This is a genomic window from Marinococcus halophilus, from assembly GCF_900166605.1.
Taxonomy (GTDB): Bacteria; Bacillota; Bacilli; order Bacillales; family Marinococcaceae; genus Marinococcus; species Marinococcus halophilus.
The window spans coordinates 1,542,631-1,557,183 of sequence record NZ_FVZD01000006.1 but is presented as its reverse complement, the minus strand read 5'-3'; the positions used below and the strand labels follow the sequence as shown (position 1 = coordinate 1,557,183).

Below are 14,553 nucleotides of genomic sequence, written 5' to 3'. Positions count from 1 at the left end.
AATTAAACAAAAAAATACCTGCCAGATGAAACCGGCAGGTAGAAAATGAATATTTTTATTGGTTTTGAGTAGTGTTCTGGTTGTTATTTTGGTTGCTGTTTTGTTCCATGCTATCAATAACATTAGAATGATCTGCTTCAAACACGAGATGCTCACCGTTTTCTATGATAGCATCCTTGTTTTGGGTGTCCTTCGTCAGTTGACGGAAAATCCGTTCACGGTGAAATGCGCTTTCGACCGGACGCGGAGTAGCTTCAAACACCCGGAATGGCTGCATTTCCAAATGGGCAGTGCCGTCTTCGCCAAGTGAGTAATTGGCAATGACGCTGTCTCTCGTCCTTGTCCAACCCTGGTCAAATACAAAATTACCGATGGAATGCATGATGAACGTATTATTGTACACTTCTACCGATTGAAGCACGTGAGGATGCGCGCCAATGATGACATCAGCGCCGGCATCTGCGATGGCTTGAGTCATCTGCCGTTGACGCGTGGTAGGTGTGCTGTCGTACTCCTGGCCAAAGTGGATGTTCACGATGACCAGGTCCGCATTCGCATCTGCCCGCTGAACGGCGTCAATGTAAGCACTCGGGTCCTGGCTTGTTAAAATACCAGGGGAGTTTGGTCCAGCCTGTTCCATATTCGCATACGTAATGTCATTCACGCCTAATGTGGCTACGTCCATGCCATTGTGTGTACTTAACGTATAGTTATGGGCTTCATTTGCATTCGCCCCAGCGCCGACTACATCTATGCTGGAGTTTTGAAACGCCTGAAGGGTTTCATTCAATCCTGCATACTGGTAGTCCATCATATGGTTATTGGCTAAATTGACAGCATCAAAGCCTGCATCTTCAAGACCATCAATAGCTCCTGATTTTGAAGAAAGATTAATTATTTTGTCAGCTTCTTCTGTCTGGTCCGGGTTATCCACGATTGGGTTTTCAAAATTTCCAATTGTGTAATCGGCAGCTTCAAGCGTTGGTTTTGCATATTGGAATAGTGATTCGTAACCTTCCTGATTGGCAATTTCTTCTACATGGCGGCCGGTCATCATGTCGCCAACCATAGCAGATGTAAATATAGTGTTTTGTTCCTGCTGGTATTCACTTTCAGCAGCAGATGGCTCTACCACACGGATTAAAGTCATTGCCACAAGGCAGATAATAATGCCGAGAATGGCATGTTTGCCGGCTTTTCGGCGCTGGCGTTTGGTGTAGGCTAAATACTTTTCTTTGAAGTTTAATAATCGCTTGGCCATATGTAAGAACCCCTAAATTAAATAGTATAGCGTGATGATTACAAATGTTGCAGCGGTAAGAACCAGTGTACTTGCCACGGTAGGGACAACGCCCTGGCGCTGCATCGCGTTTGCAATCAATCCCGGAACGATAACCCCGAGACCACGAAACTCGTATATTTCAAAAGGCAGAATAGGATAAAAGTAGTCAAAGATCAGCTTTAACACAATCCCTGTAGATAACATGGCTGCAAATTTCCGGCGTCCGTAAAGAATCATAATACGGGACAACCCGTGGGCGACAATTAAATACGTCAAGAAACTGATGAGAAAAATCGTTAACAGAAAGACAGGCTGATCAAAAACAATTGCCAAATAGCCGGGCGCAATTAGCCCGGCTGGCATAATTCCTGTCTTTTCTGCGTATATCAAACTGATAATAACTCCTACGACTAATGCGATATAAAGATCTGTACCAAACAATGTTACATGGCCTCCTCGCCGACTTTACTAATGAGTGTTTCCGGGGAATCATAAAGTTTTTCCATAAATTCTTCAGCAGCACCGTGAATGTTTCCAATTCCGAATATAAGCGAATGGGAAGCTTCCCGCTTCACCCGGGCCAAAATGGCATCTGCATCTTCGCCCTCCAGATTGATAACGGAATTAAATGGCAGGTCACCCTGATCAAAAGCCTGGGTGATCGGACGTACATTTCCGCCGATAAGAATTAATTTCTCTGCCGGTAAATAAGGCAGAACATACTTTGTAAATTCTTCGGTCCGGTCTACCCGGTCTTCACGACAGTTCATAATAATCACCGGGTTGTCGGTCATGTAGCTTGACGACCGTACGCGTGACCAAATCTCAAGCGTCGACCGGGCATCATTCGCCGCAAACCCATTCACAAAGTGGGAACGCTCCCGGCTGCCGTCTTCAAGGGTAACAATCCGGAGAGCCCCAGGATCCGGGTTAGCATTTAGCATACCGGAAAGAGCTGTACGCTTGTCGATGTCAACTGCCCGGGCGACGGCAAGTGCCGCTGCAATATTTTCCGGGAACAGCATGTAATCGAATTTGTCGATAAAGCCGTCCGGGATTTCTTCCGGATTGGCAAGGTATACTTCCGTATTTCTTTTTTCAGCAATTTCACTGAAGTAATGAAAATAAGGGCCGTTGGACAAAATAAGCTTGCCGTTATATGGAATCGTCGAGCTGAATGCTTCTGCTACGTATTTCAGGGTTGGCCCAAGTGTTTCCATATGGTCTTCAAATACGTTCAAAATGACGCTGACGTTTGCCTGGAGGTATTTCTCCTGCAGTACACGCTGGTAATCCGGATTGATAGCCATACACTCGCTGACAAATGCATTGGCTTCAAGGCTCGAAGCATGCTTCAATATTTCCTTTTGCTCACGGATATTCGGGCCTTCGAGTGAACGTTCGATCGGTTTTTCAGTCCGATCCCAATAAATTCTGCGTGCCTGCGTGCCTGTCGTTTTTCCAACTACTTTGTAATCAGCTTCGCTCAGCATTCCCGTAATTAAACGGGTTACTGTTGATTTGCCGCGAACGCCGTTTACATTGATGCGAAGTGGTATCTGGTCAACTCTCTTCTGGTGTCTGCGAAGTTCAAAAATGCCCACTAACGCAATTGCTATACATGAACCGTACAATAATAACATCGACGCTTTACCTCCTCGGTGCTCTCTAATATTATCTCCCTTTGAATGTCAAATAACACCAACAATATTCCATACCCGCTTACGTCAGGAGTAATCGTCTCATTGCAAGCGTAGAGTGTCTCTTGTGTTAAGAGACACTCCCACAAACAATGCCAATACTAAGACGCTTATCTAAGAAAATAGTTACTGCGTATTTGTATTTTCTTGAGTTTCTGTTTCCGGCGGTGTATTGAGTGCGCTGTTGATTTCAACTTCTTCTGTGGTGGACAGCTCAGCATCCACTTTAAAGAAATACATAAACAGCACTAACGCAAACAAAAAGAGGTAAGGGCCGATTTTCTTTAAGATATTCACATTCACTTCTCCTTTATTGAGTCTGGGCGGAACCTCCGCGGCGCTGGTCAATAATTCCCTGCATTTCTTCGTCGTCGTAATCTTTAATTAATGAGGTGACGTTTCCGAAATAGGAAGGGCCTTTATCAGGGGCGATGAAGTAGCGGTCCCCGTATTTACTGTTGATTTCCTCAATAAGTTCTGCATTTTCCGGCTGGTCCCCGTTTTCAATAGCAAGTGTTGCCTGGCCTTCGACAACATCTACAAAGGAACGGTTAGCAGCGAAAGCTTCTTCATAGCTCTCATCTAGATATTCCATGCGGAAAATAACTTCTGCCATCGCAGTTGGAATGCGCGAGCCTCCTGGAGATCCGATGCCCATAACTGTTTCTTCTTCTGGATCTTGAATAATGGTAGGGGCAATGAAGCTTCTCGGACGCTTTCCAATTTCGATATTGTTTGGCGAAGACGGAGTCTCGTTATAGTTGTTCAACTGATTGTTTAAAAACATGCCCGCAGACGTCTGGCCGCTGCCAAAGAAGTTACCCAGCGTGTTTGTAAGAGCCACCGTGTTACCATCAGCATCCATTACATTTACATGGGTGGTGCTCGAGTGGGTAATCGTATTTTGGCCATCGGAAGAATTATACCCTGTCGCGTTTTCAAGCTCTTCTGTATCCAGACGCTCTTCACGGACGTTTTGTGCTAGATCATCGATGGTACCCTCACTCACATATTCCTCGGTGGTGATTTCGTTAAACTCCGGATCTCCCAAGTTTTCAAGGCGCTGGTAATAAGCTTCCCGGGTGATGGCGCTCATCATATGAATGTAGTCCGCTTCGTTTCCCTGAAGAGCTTCACCGATATTCAGGCGCTCGCCCATGCCGAGCATTTGAATCAGCGTTACCCCGGAAAGAGGAGAAGGAGCACTGTAGACGTTTTGACCTTCAAAAGTTCCCTGTGCCACCTCAGGGGTTTGCACATTGTATTGCTGCAGGCTCTCCGGGGTTATGTGTGAGTAATCGGTCGTCAGCTGCTGGGCAATAGCTCCATTTGCGCTATAAAAGCTCTCCGGCCCATTTTCCTGAATGGTACGAAGGGTTTGAGCGTATTCCTCCTGAACGAGAGTATCGCCTTCCTGCAGGAGATTGCCATTCTCATCGTAAAAGGCAGGAGAATTTTGCTGGTTTAATCTCGGTTGAGCGTAATACATGCGGCTGGCCAGATAACTATTAATTTCATACCCGTTTTCGGCGTAATCAATAGCCGGTTGCATTAACTCAGCAAGGGTGAACTGGCCACTTCCCTGTTCTTCGTGCAGGGCAGCCATGCCTTTTACGAAACCAGGCACTGCTACATTTAAAGCACGATTAGTCGTAGAAGCTTCTTCACGGTAATCGTAAACTTCCGGGGAAGCGTTTGGCCCATTCATCACAAGAGCCGCACCGCCGCCTCCGATGCCGGATCCGTATGGTTCAGTTACCGTCAGGGCAAAGGAAGTAGCAACCGCAGCGTCTGCCGCATTTCCTCCCTGTTCAAGAATTTGCATGCCGGCTTCTGTCGCAAGCTCATTGTCTGTACTAACACCGTAGCCCTCGTAGTTAGAACCGGAAGCAATGTCGCTGGAAGCCCCGGGGCTTGAATTAGAGTCATTTTGAGCACTTTCTTCTTCAGAGCTGGAACCGCTTTGGTCGCTTCCTCCAAAGTTTGTTACTCCTACGTAAATGAGCAGTCCTGCGACAACGACCGCAGCAAGTATGTACGTTATTTTTTGTGCATTCACGGGACGGGTCAAACTCCTTTCTGGGTGGTCTGATTAGTTTTTGAACGTCATTTGACACCGCCAGTGCTTCACCTATTAACGACTTATCTATAATAAAGGCATTTATGTTGAAAAGAAAGGTCAGGAAGACCTAATGGTTTTCAAAAATTTCTCAGCCCTGTGATAGCGAAAAATAGAGGGAAGCATGGCGCTGGCATCCTGGGTTGAATGCCGCATGACAATTCGGGCATTGGTGATCGGCATGAAGATAATCAGTCACGCTCATGGTGTGCCAGCACTTTCCGCACAAAACTGCTTCTTCGGAAAAGAGCGAAGAAGGCCAGGGTGCTATAGGATGGCTTTCACTTTCTTCATGACAGGTGTGGCAGCTGTACCAGCGTCCACAGCAATAAAACTTCATGGCAACAATATCGACTGATGTATGATAATGGGCGCATCTTGTTTCTTCATCCAAAGAAACGCCTCGAACTTTTACCTCTGAACAGCTCAAAAACTCATCTCCTTATATTAACACTCTCAAACGTATTCTAACAGTAAAAGTACAATTTTTACGAGATGTTTTAAAAATATGAAAATAAGGTATAATGAAAAAGCATTCAGTGAATGCGCCGATAAACATTGTTTGAATTTTCTTTCATTTTATCGACAACCGCTTTCAATTGTGATATATTTATTTACACACATGGACGAATGTATATCTTGGGGAGTGGTAAGTAGACCAAGCGGTAAAACGAGATTGTTAAGGAGGCTATAAAATGGAAGTACAGGAAAATCAATTGACATTCGTTCAGGAAAAGGCGAAAGAATTGTCAAATGCGATGGAATTAAGAGGGTGGGCGAGCACGAAACTTGTCCCGACTCCTCCGTACGGATATACGTTAGTAAGCATGACCGGCTGCCGGGCATGGTTCGGAAAACGCTGGGGCATGATTAATGATGACAGGGAAAATTTCCTCAAAGTGGTGCTTGATATTCCAAAAGGAAGAACTTCCATTGAAGAGGTGAGCGAACGCCTGGATCTCGATATTGTGCATGGAAACGAAGGAAAAACCGGAGTAGAAATGATTGATAACCGGGACCGCCATACCATTGTCATCTATCTATTCAAAGAAATGCTTGAACAGACTGCTTTTCGTGAGAGTGAAACACTCGAACTCATCAGCGATGTAAGGCGCTGGTCCTGCTTATAAAAATGATAAATTTTAAACGTCCGTACTCCGGGCGTTTTTTTATGCTGCCAAGCACATGGTTCGATAAAAAGAGTTATATTTTCTATACTTATAAAAGCAAATAGAAATGCTGGGCAAAGGAGTCCAAAAGAGCAATGAAAAATATTCATGTAGACGTAAAAGCTTACAAAGGAACTTATGCAGATATCGGCTACCGGCAGGGCCGTTACTTAAAACATACGCCGCTCGTACGTTACCATTATAATGAACGTTTGAAGCGTTCACTTGCAAAATATGATGTTCCAGTAGAGGACGTCAAAAAACTTTACCAGCTTTATGTTCCTGGGCTGTGGGAAGAATTGAAAGGGTTGGCTGAAGGACTCGAATGGACATTTCGGGATGTGCTTCAGGAGTTTAGCGGCTATCAGGCGTCAAAAGTGCGATCGGGATGCAGCGGGCTGATGGCAAACGGTATGTATATTCGAAATTATGATTACCTGCCGAGTACGTATGAAGGGCGGTTCTTATTCACAAAGCCAACCGGCGGTCCCGGAACAGCAGGGTTTGCCCAGCGGATTATCGGCCGTTCGGATGCGATGAATGAATATGGGCTCTCTGTTGGCTACCATTTTGTGCACCGTATTAAGCCAAAACCGGGAATTGTCTGTTCAAACCTTCTCCGTATCGTGCTCGAGACTTGCCGTACTACAAAAGAGGCCGTCCGGCTTCTCCAGGAACTTCCGCACCGGCATTCATTCAATTATTCCATGATGGATGCTTCGGGAGAAGGGGCAGTGGTGGAGGCCTCCCCCCGGGGCACCGCTGTTCGTCCAGCAGGAGAAGTAGCCTGTACCAATCATTTCAATGTACCGTCCATGCAGCAAGAAAACCGCCATTTAATGGGAAATTCACGGGAGCGTGAAGCCCGTATTCGTTCCATCGACTGGAACCGGGAGACAGTCTATAGTGCTTTTCGCCGTTTCAACCATGATACAGATATGATTTATTCGAATGACTATGAGCATTGGTCAGGCACCATTCATACAGCTCAGTATCTTCCCGCGGAAAAGAATATATATGTGGGTATTGGCGGGAACAGGTACCCGGCGCTCCTGCCGTTTGCTTCCTGGTTGAACGCAGAGCCGATGCGGATCACAAAAATTCGGGGAGCAGTGGATACGGAAATGCCTTTTTCCTTTGAGTGGTAAACAGAAGACGGCCAACCTGAAAAAAGTAAAGGAAAAGAGTAGGAAACACCGGAGGAAGATGTTATAATATTTTAAAATATGCCGAAAATAGTAGAAAGACGGGGTGCAGCATGAAAGCGTATCGTCGCAAATTCTTTTATCTGCCTTTACACCAGGAAAAGATGGAACCAATGAGTATGGATCGTGTCCGGCAGGCCGGCTTTGATATTGTTATTACACGGGACGATCTTCCGTACATGATCAGCTTCTGCCGGGAATGGCGCTCCTATTTTGAAGAAAAAGCAAAGAGTGTCCAATCCGTGTACCGTCCGTACGTGGAGGATGCAGCAGCTTTCTTTGATGACCAGGTAGAGCAAATGACACTGTGCACATCTCCGCACCATGGCACTGATAAATATATTTTACCGCTTACAGAGATGGTCAGTTCATTAATGCTTGCCTATGACGCCTTTGACCGTGTGATGGACGAATATCATCATATGCCTGCTCATTTTGAAACAGCGCTGAAGTATTACCGGCAGTTCAAAATGAAAGTAGATACGAACAAAGCCCAATTTATTTTAAACCACTTGCCGGATCTGCGCTTAAGCGTAGAGTAAACATTATACAGGCTGAAACCCCTGGCAAATGCCCCGGGGTTTTCTAATTTTCAACGCCTGTGAATTTCGTAACCGCTTTCTTGTTAAAAGCACAGGGGCCTGACTGATAATTGAGAAATTACACAATTTTTAAGCATAAGAGGAGATAGTTATTTACTTCATGCCCGCCTTTTGATACATTAACTTTGATCTATTCTTTGTGAATTAGATCAATCTTACATACATGGTGGTGGGTATATGAACATATTATGGGGATTGATGGGAATTGTTTTTGTCCTGTTTTTAGCTTTTTTACTATCTTCCCGCAAAAAATCAATTCGTTTTCGTCCCGTACTCGTAGGGCTTCTATTCCAGCTTATATTTGCATTTTTAGTGCTTGGCTCTACGTGGGGGAGCACGGCCTTCGAATGGCTGGTCGTTCGTGTGCAGGACGTTATCGATACTGCTAGTGAAGGATATACCTTCTTGTTTGGAGAAAGTATTACAGAGACCGGTGCGTTTGCGTTTACCGTACTGCCGGTTATTATCTTTTTCTCTTCCCTGATCGGTATTTTGTACTACATCGGGGTCATGCAGGTAATTATCAAATTTATCGGCGGTGTCCTGTCCGCCCTTCTGAAAACGAGTAAAGCCGAATCCATGTCCGCAGCAGCAAACGTCTTCGTTGGCCAGACGGAAGCGCCGCTTGTTGTTCGTCCGTTCCTGGCAAACATGACCAAATCCGAATTGTTTGCTGTTATGACCGGGGGACTCGGCTCAGTTGCCGGCTCAGTGCTGTTTGGCTATGCAGGACTTGGTATTCCGCTCGATTACCTGCTGGCAGCGAGCTTTATGGCGGCACCGGGCGGGCTGATTATTGCAAAGGTGATTTTCCCGGAACCGGATCTCAGCTTGACGACGGATGAGATTGAAATAGAAAAAGACACTGAGTCTCATAACGTGATTGACGCTGCGGCCCGCGGAGCATCTACCGGCCTGCAGCTTGCCTTAAACGTTGGGGCGATGCTGATCGCATTTGTCGCTTTAATTGCAATGATTAATTTGCTGCTTGGGTGGGTAACAGGTTGGTTCGGAGCTGATGGAATTACGCTTGAACTACTTCTTGGATATGTATTTGCCCCAGTTGCATTTATGATCGGCGTTCCTTGGAGTGAAGCTCTTCAGGCTGGCGGATTTATCGGGCAGAAGCTAGTACTGAATGAATTTGTCGCCTATGCGAACTTTGCCCCGGAAATTGACAGCTTCAGTGAAAAATCCCAGGCGATCATCACTTTTGCGCTTTGTGGGTTTGCAAACCTGTCGTCCCTTGCTATTATTTTAGGCGGTTTCGCTTCACTGGCGCCGACACGCCGTAACGATATCGCTCAAATGGGGCTGAAAGCAGTAGCGGCCGGAGCTTTAGTATCACTCCTTAGTGCTTCGATTGCCGGCATGTTTGTCCTGTAAAAATTCAGATTTACCAGAAGCGCTCCTTTTCAAAGGGGCGCTTTTTTATCCGTTACGGCATTGCAGCAAGTGATATGCTACAATAATAATGACTAAAATGGTTAGGAGGCTTACGATGATTCATCAGAAATGGAAAAACAGCGATACGCTGAGATACGTTACATGCAAGCATGCTGAAGCAGCCAAATATAAGGTCGACAGTGTATTAACCCCTGGAAAGCAGTATCCGGTTAAAAACGAAACGGACGAATTCATTTTCATTATCGACAACACTGGCCGCATCGGCGGGTTTTATAAAGACTACTTTGAAGAAGCATAAAAAGGAGCTGCAGACGCTGCGGCTCCTTTTGGTTTACATAATCTAATTATGAGAAGCAGAAAGGCGGCTGGAAGTGACCGAAGCTATCCATAAGGACAGGCGGTCGGCGAGAAAATCCCGATCAGCGTCGAGCGTGGCCACGTGGTAGGATTGTTCAAGCCATTCAAACGCCTTGGAGGCGGAAGAGAGATTTTCATAGATAGCTATTGCATTTGCAGGCGGTACGACATGATCAATCCGGGATGCTGCGACAAGCGCGGGACATGAAACTGAACGCACCTTTGGGCGCACAGCAGCTGTTAGTTGAAGCAGCGAGCGCACGGAAGCTGTCGGAACGTGCGAATACGTAATTTCTTCTTCCTGGGGACACCGGATATCAGGCCGGTCTTCTTTAATGAAGGAAGCAGAAGTTTCTCTCACTGCCCTCTGCATCCCGGGAACATCGAGAGCGGGATTAATTAAGGCAATGCCAGCAGTATCCTGGAAGGAAGCGGCGGTATGAAGGGCGAGAGTTCCTCCCATAGATTGTCCCACGATGAAAACGCTGCTGTGATTAACGCGCAGCGACTGATAGGCTGTATGGATATCTTTAATCCAGTCCTGGTGCGTATAGCGCGCAAGGTCTTGATAGGAGGTGCCGTGTCCTTGTAGTCTTGGGGCAGAAACAGTAAACCCTTTTCGGGCTAATTGGCGGCACACATACTGGACACTTTGGGGAGCACCTAAAAAACCGTGACAGACGAGCACTGCCGTGGGACCACCGGGAAAATAAAGTGACCCAGCGCCGTCCAATACCCTTGGGTTTTGAGACATGAGCATCCTCTCCTTTTAAAGTTAACTATCCTGATTAATTTACTAAGGATTATTATAGCTTCAGGCGCAAGGTTTGTCAATTTGAGGAGGTATATAATGCAGGTAGTATTTGTATACGGTACACTGTTGCAAAAATTAAACAACTATCACTACATTGAAAACAGTGTATATGATGTGGTTCGCGGAAAAGTGAAGGGATTTTTATACAACACCGGACCGTACCCTGCGGCTCTTGTTGACGAAAACGGAATGGATGTTGTAGGTGAATGGATACAAATAAATGACGCAGCTATAAGTGTATTGGATTGGCTTGAGCAGTACGAACAGCCGGGACAGATAAATGAATACGAAAGGGTATGGGTAAAAGATGCCGAAGGGGAAACGGAAGGATGGATTTATGTATACCCTCTTTCTAAGGCAAAACATTATCCACTTATTCCTTCCGGGTCCTGGCGTACTCATTTATTGTCTTCCTAAGAAAAACGTCTAGGCTGGTAAAGTTATATTTCGATAGCTTTATTGTCCCTCTCGTAGAGACAGGCATTCCATTCTCCTCCAAGCAGGATTGCGAATCCTGTAAGGTAAAACCAGAGCATTAAGACGATTAAATTGCCCAGATTTCCATAAATCATAGAATAATCACTAACGCTGACGTAAAAAGAAAATCCAAAGGAAGCAGCCTGCCAGGTTAATAGAGCGAGTGTAGCGCCGGGCAGCGATTCTCGCCAGGTGGTCTTACGGTTAGGTACTACTTTGTAAATTATGCCAAGGATTGCACCTATCACCAAAAAGCTGATGATCCAGCGAATCCAGCTCCACAATTGCAGGAAATAATCATCAAGGCCGATAAAACGAAAAACAAAGGCACCGAGTGGTTCGCCGTAGATAGGAAGCAACAAGGATATAATGATGGCGAGAAGCAGAGACAAAACGAGAATGATGCCTTTTCCCAACATGGATAGCAACGAAGGAATCTTCAGGCGATAGGCAGCATTAATTGCACGGATGATAGCGAATGTGCCCATCAAACTCAGCCAGAGTGTAGCTGTTGTACTGAGAGATAACAGACCAACAGACTGTGAATTCAAAATGGCGTTCAGATTGTTTTGAATGATTGCAAAGGCTCCTCCAGGAACATAGGCGTTGATGAGTGAAAGAATACCGTCCGTATCGATGGAAAAAAAGCCAATAATACTGATCAGCAGCATTAAAAGGGGGAGCATGGCCAGAAGAAAGTAATAAGCCAGCTGGGCAGCAATGTCATAAATTTTGTCTTCGATGCTTTTTTTAAAGAATGATTGGAGAAAATTCACCAGTTAAGTCCCTCCTTTTTGCGGAAATCTCTTTTTCTCATTATAATACAGAAGTAGAGTATGAGAAGAGGTGCGGGAAAAGGAGCGTTATATGAGAAGAGACGAAGGCAATGACGAGCATGTCGAAGGCGAACCCGAGCCGGAAGATTTTGAGCCGGGACCGCCACGTTCGTCAAAAAATAAGCGTCGGGGTCTGTTCCGGGCAGTAGCAGTGCTGATGACAGGAATGCTGATTTTCCAATCTGCTTATTACTTAATTGATACCTTTCGTCTGGACACGTGGTCCTTTTTAACCGCTTCATATCAGCTTTCCAAGCAGGAGGATGTACAGCAGTGGCAGCAGGCGGTCACGAAAATAAGAGCAACAGAAAATGGGGAAACGTCTTTTGGAACAGGGTTTTTCGTAGAAGGCCCGGATGCTTTTATAACAAATTATCACGTCGTGGAAAGAGCGGACAGTGTAGCGGTTGAAACTGAAGAGGGGGATCTTGCAGAAGGAACCGTGGAAGCTGTAGATGAGCAGGCTGATCTTGCTGTCGTGATGTTAAAAGAGAAGTGGGAAGGAGGCATTACACTTGCAAAAACGAGTGCGTCTGCCGGTTCAGACGTTATCATCATCGGAAATCCTCTCGGGTTCTCAGATGTAGCCAATCGGGGATCCATCGTCGAGACAGAGAAAAGCCGGCTTGTGCTTGACGCTCCTGTGTTTAACGGAAGCAGTGGCAGTCCTGCAATCACAGAAGCTGGAAAAGTGACCGGAGTGGTTTTTGCGAGTAGTACAGAAGAAAACGGCCGCTACGGGCTCGCAGTACCGGTAGAGCGGGTACACGAACTGATCAATGAAACAGAAAATAAATAAAAATGACGGCAACGCCGCGACTAAGTGCAGAGTCGTGGGTTTTTCGAATAAATTAAAATTTCATTTACCGTAATAATTATATTAATAAATTATACCACTAGCAGAATAGAAACATGAATAAACATAAAAAAGGCACCAGAGCATGCGCGCTCTGGTGCTGAAAATAAATATATAAATTTATGCACGTGCATACTGTTCTTCAATATACTCATCGTAGCTCATTTCTTTGTCGATCATGCGATCCGGAGTGAATTCAATAATCCGGTTGGCGATGGTCTGAACAAACTCATGGTCATGAGAAGTAAAGAGGACCGAGCCGTTAAATGACTTCAGGCCATTGTTCAGCGCCTGGATAGCTTCGAGGTCCAGATGGTTGGTGGGCTCGTCCATGATAAGAACGTTTGCACCGCTCAGCATCATTTTGGAAAGCATACAGCGGACTTTTTCGCCACCCGAGAGGACGTCCGCTTTTTTAAACACTTCTTCACCGGAAAAGAGCATCCGGCCGAGGAAGCCGCGGATAAATGTTTCGCTCTGGTCATCCGGGGAGTATTGGCGCAGCCAATCCACCAGGTTAATATTCAGGCCTTCAAAGTATGCAGAGTTATCTTTCGGGAAGTAGGAACGGCTGGTGGTCAGCCCCCATTTATAATCACCGCTGTCCGGCTCCAATTCGCCGGCCAAAATCTGCAGCAGTACGGTTTTTTTCGTTTCCTCTTCGCCGACGAAAGCTACCTTGTCGCCGCTGTTAAGAGTGAAACTGACATTATCAAGCACTTTAACGCCGTCGATCGTTTTCGACAAGTTTTCCACTGTCAGCAAATCCTTGCCAAGCTCCCGGTTTGGCTTAAACTGCACGAATGGATACTTTCTCGAGGATGGCTTAATATCATCCAGTGAAATTTTATCGAGCGTTTTCTTCCGGGACGTCGCCTGCTTGGACTTGGAAGCGTTCGCGCTGAAGCGGGCAATAAAGTCCTTCAGTTCCTTGATCTGCTCTTCCTTTTTCTTGTTCTGTTCGCGGGCCATCTTCTGGGCGAGCTGGCTGGATTCGTACCAGAAGTCATAGTTGCCAACATACAGTTCAATTTTATTAAAGTCGAGATCCGCAATGTGCGTGCACACCTGGTTCAGGAAGTGCCTGTCGTGGGAAACGACAATAACGGTATTTTCAAAGTTGATCAGGAATTCTTCGAGCCAATGTACCGCCTGCACGTCAAGGTTGTTGGTCGGCTCGTCCAGAAGCAGCACATCCGGATCGCCAAACAGCGCCTGGGCGAGAAGAACTTTTACTTTCTGGGAACCGCTTAACGAAGCCATCGGCTTCTGGTGCAAATCCTCTTTAATGCCGAGGCCCTGCAGCAGCTGCGCGGCTTCCGTTTCCGCTTCATAACCGTTCATCTCTGCAAATTCCGCTTCAAGCTCGGCGGCCTTCATGCCATCTTCGTCGGAAAAGTCCGGTTTCATGTAAATTTCGTTCTTTTCGTTCATGACTTCATATAAGCGGCTGTGGCCCATAATGACCACGTCGATAACCGTATATTCTTCGTACGCGAAGTGATCCTGTTTCAGCACCGCGAGTCTTGAATCTTTATCCATGATTACATTGCCGTTCTGAGAGTCAATTTCACCGGAAAGAATCTTTAAGAATGTGGACTTGCCGGCCCCGTTTGCTCCGATCAAGCCGTAGCAGTTGCCGGGAGTGAACTTTATATTAACGTCTTCAAATAAAATTTGATCTCCGAACCGGAGCCCAACGTTTTGTACATCGATCATGTTCATATCT

The 14,553-nt window shown here is 46.0% G+C and carries 16 protein-coding genes; 7 read left to right on the top strand and 9 right to left on the bottom strand.

The features are described from left to right. Positions 1-55 precede the first annotated feature (55 nt). The 6 genes from B5066_RS13960 to B5066_RS13940 form a co-directional block, all read right to left on the bottom strand. Positions 56-1,261: a CapA family protein gene (locus B5066_RS13960; RefSeq protein WP_079476508.1), complete on the bottom strand. Its 1,206-nt coding sequence runs from the start codon at positions 1,259-1,261 to the stop codon at positions 56-58. A gap of 12 nt (positions 1,262-1,273) precedes the next feature. Next, positions 1,274-1,723 (bottom strand): poly-gamma-glutamate biosynthesis protein PgsC, encoded by a 450-nt coding sequence (gene pgsC, locus B5066_RS13955; RefSeq protein WP_022792185.1) that lies wholly within the window; start codon positions 1,721-1,723, stop codon positions 1,274-1,276. A 2-nt stretch (positions 1,724-1,725) separates the two neighbouring features. Further along, positions 1,726-2,925, bottom strand: a complete 1,200-nt coding sequence (pgsB, locus tag B5066_RS13950; RefSeq protein WP_079476507.1) for a poly-gamma-glutamate synthase PgsB — start codon at positions 2,923-2,925, stop codon at positions 1,726-1,728. Between the two features lie 183 nt (positions 2,926-3,108). Then, positions 3,109-3,279, bottom strand: coding sequence for a hypothetical protein (locus tag B5066_RS16845; protein ID WP_158219079.1), 171 nt, complete (start codon positions 3,277-3,279; stop codon positions 3,109-3,111). 13 nt (positions 3,280-3,292) lie between these two features. Next, positions 3,293-5,041 (bottom strand): gamma-glutamyltransferase family protein, encoded by a 1,749-nt coding sequence (locus tag B5066_RS13945; RefSeq protein WP_079476506.1) that lies wholly within the window; start codon positions 5,039-5,041, stop codon positions 3,293-3,295. Positions 5,042-5,192: 151 nt separating this feature from the next. Further along, complete coding sequence (locus tag B5066_RS13940; protein ID WP_244897374.1) at positions 5,193-5,531, bottom strand: CHY zinc finger protein; 339 nt, start codon at positions 5,529-5,531, stop codon at positions 5,193-5,195. Positions 5,532-5,796: 265 nt separating this feature from the next. On the opposite strand from B5066_RS13940, the gene B5066_RS13935 reads away from it, so the two are divergent. The 5 genes from B5066_RS13935 (at position 5,797) to B5066_RS13915 (ending at position 9,782) form a co-directional block, all read left to right on the top strand. Then, complete coding sequence (locus tag B5066_RS13935; protein ID WP_079476505.1) at positions 5,797-6,231, top strand: hypothetical protein; 435 nt, start codon at positions 5,797-5,799, stop codon at positions 6,229-6,231. 134 nt (positions 6,232-6,365) lie between these two features. After that, the gene (locus B5066_RS13930; RefSeq protein WP_079476504.1) at positions 6,366-7,418 is read left to right on the top strand and encodes a C45 family autoproteolytic acyltransferase/hydrolase; all 1,053 of its coding nucleotides are present in this window, start codon (positions 6,366-6,368) and stop codon (positions 7,416-7,418) included. Between the two features lie 110 nt (positions 7,419-7,528). Continuing rightward, complete coding sequence (locus B5066_RS13925; protein ID WP_022792179.1) at positions 7,529-8,017, top strand: hypothetical protein; 489 nt, start codon at positions 7,529-7,531, stop codon at positions 8,015-8,017. 237 nt (positions 8,018-8,254) lie between these two features. Continuing rightward, on the top strand, positions 8,255-9,463 hold the full coding sequence (locus tag B5066_RS13920; RefSeq protein WP_079476503.1) for a NupC/NupG family nucleoside CNT transporter: 1,209 nt from the start codon (positions 8,255-8,257) through the stop codon (positions 9,461-9,463). 115 nt (positions 9,464-9,578) lie between these two features. Then, positions 9,579-9,782 carry a DUF6501 family protein gene (locus B5066_RS13915; RefSeq protein WP_079476502.1) on the top strand — a complete coding sequence of 68 codons (204 nt, stop codon included), beginning with the start codon at positions 9,579-9,581 and terminating at the stop codon, positions 9,780-9,782. A 42-nt stretch (positions 9,783-9,824) separates the two neighbouring features. Here B5066_RS13915 and B5066_RS13910 read toward each other — a convergent pair whose 3' ends face one another. After that, on the bottom strand, positions 9,825-10,595 hold the full coding sequence (locus tag B5066_RS13910; RefSeq protein WP_179124120.1) for an alpha/beta hydrolase: 771 nt from the start codon (positions 10,593-10,595) through the stop codon (positions 9,825-9,827). Positions 10,596-10,691: 96 nt separating this feature from the next. Here B5066_RS13910 and B5066_RS13905 point away from each other — a divergent pair, with 96 nt between their 5' ends. Further along, positions 10,692-11,072 (top strand): gamma-glutamylcyclotransferase family protein, encoded by a 381-nt coding sequence (locus B5066_RS13905; protein ID WP_079476500.1) that lies wholly within the window; start codon positions 10,692-10,694, stop codon positions 11,070-11,072. A gap of 23 nt (positions 11,073-11,095) precedes the next feature. On the opposite strand, the gene B5066_RS13900 is transcribed toward B5066_RS13905, so the two are convergent. Continuing rightward, positions 11,096-11,908: a YihY/virulence factor BrkB family protein gene (locus B5066_RS13900; RefSeq protein ID WP_179124119.1), complete on the bottom strand. Its 813-nt coding sequence runs from the start codon at positions 11,906-11,908 to the stop codon at positions 11,096-11,098. Positions 11,909-11,999: 91 nt separating this feature from the next. Between B5066_RS13900 and B5066_RS13895 the strand changes: the two genes are divergently transcribed. Continuing rightward, on the top strand, positions 12,000-12,767 hold the full coding sequence (locus tag B5066_RS13895) for a S1 family peptidase (RefSeq protein WP_079476498.1): 768 nt from the start codon (positions 12,000-12,002) through the stop codon (positions 12,765-12,767). A 177-nt stretch (positions 12,768-12,944) separates the two neighbouring features. On the opposite strand, the gene B5066_RS13890 is transcribed toward B5066_RS13895, so the two are convergent. Then, complete coding sequence (locus B5066_RS13890) at positions 12,945-14,543, bottom strand: ABC-F family ATP-binding cassette domain-containing protein (protein WP_079476497.1); 1,599 nt, start codon at positions 14,541-14,543, stop codon at positions 12,945-12,947. Positions 14,544-14,553: the final 10 nt, after the last annotated feature.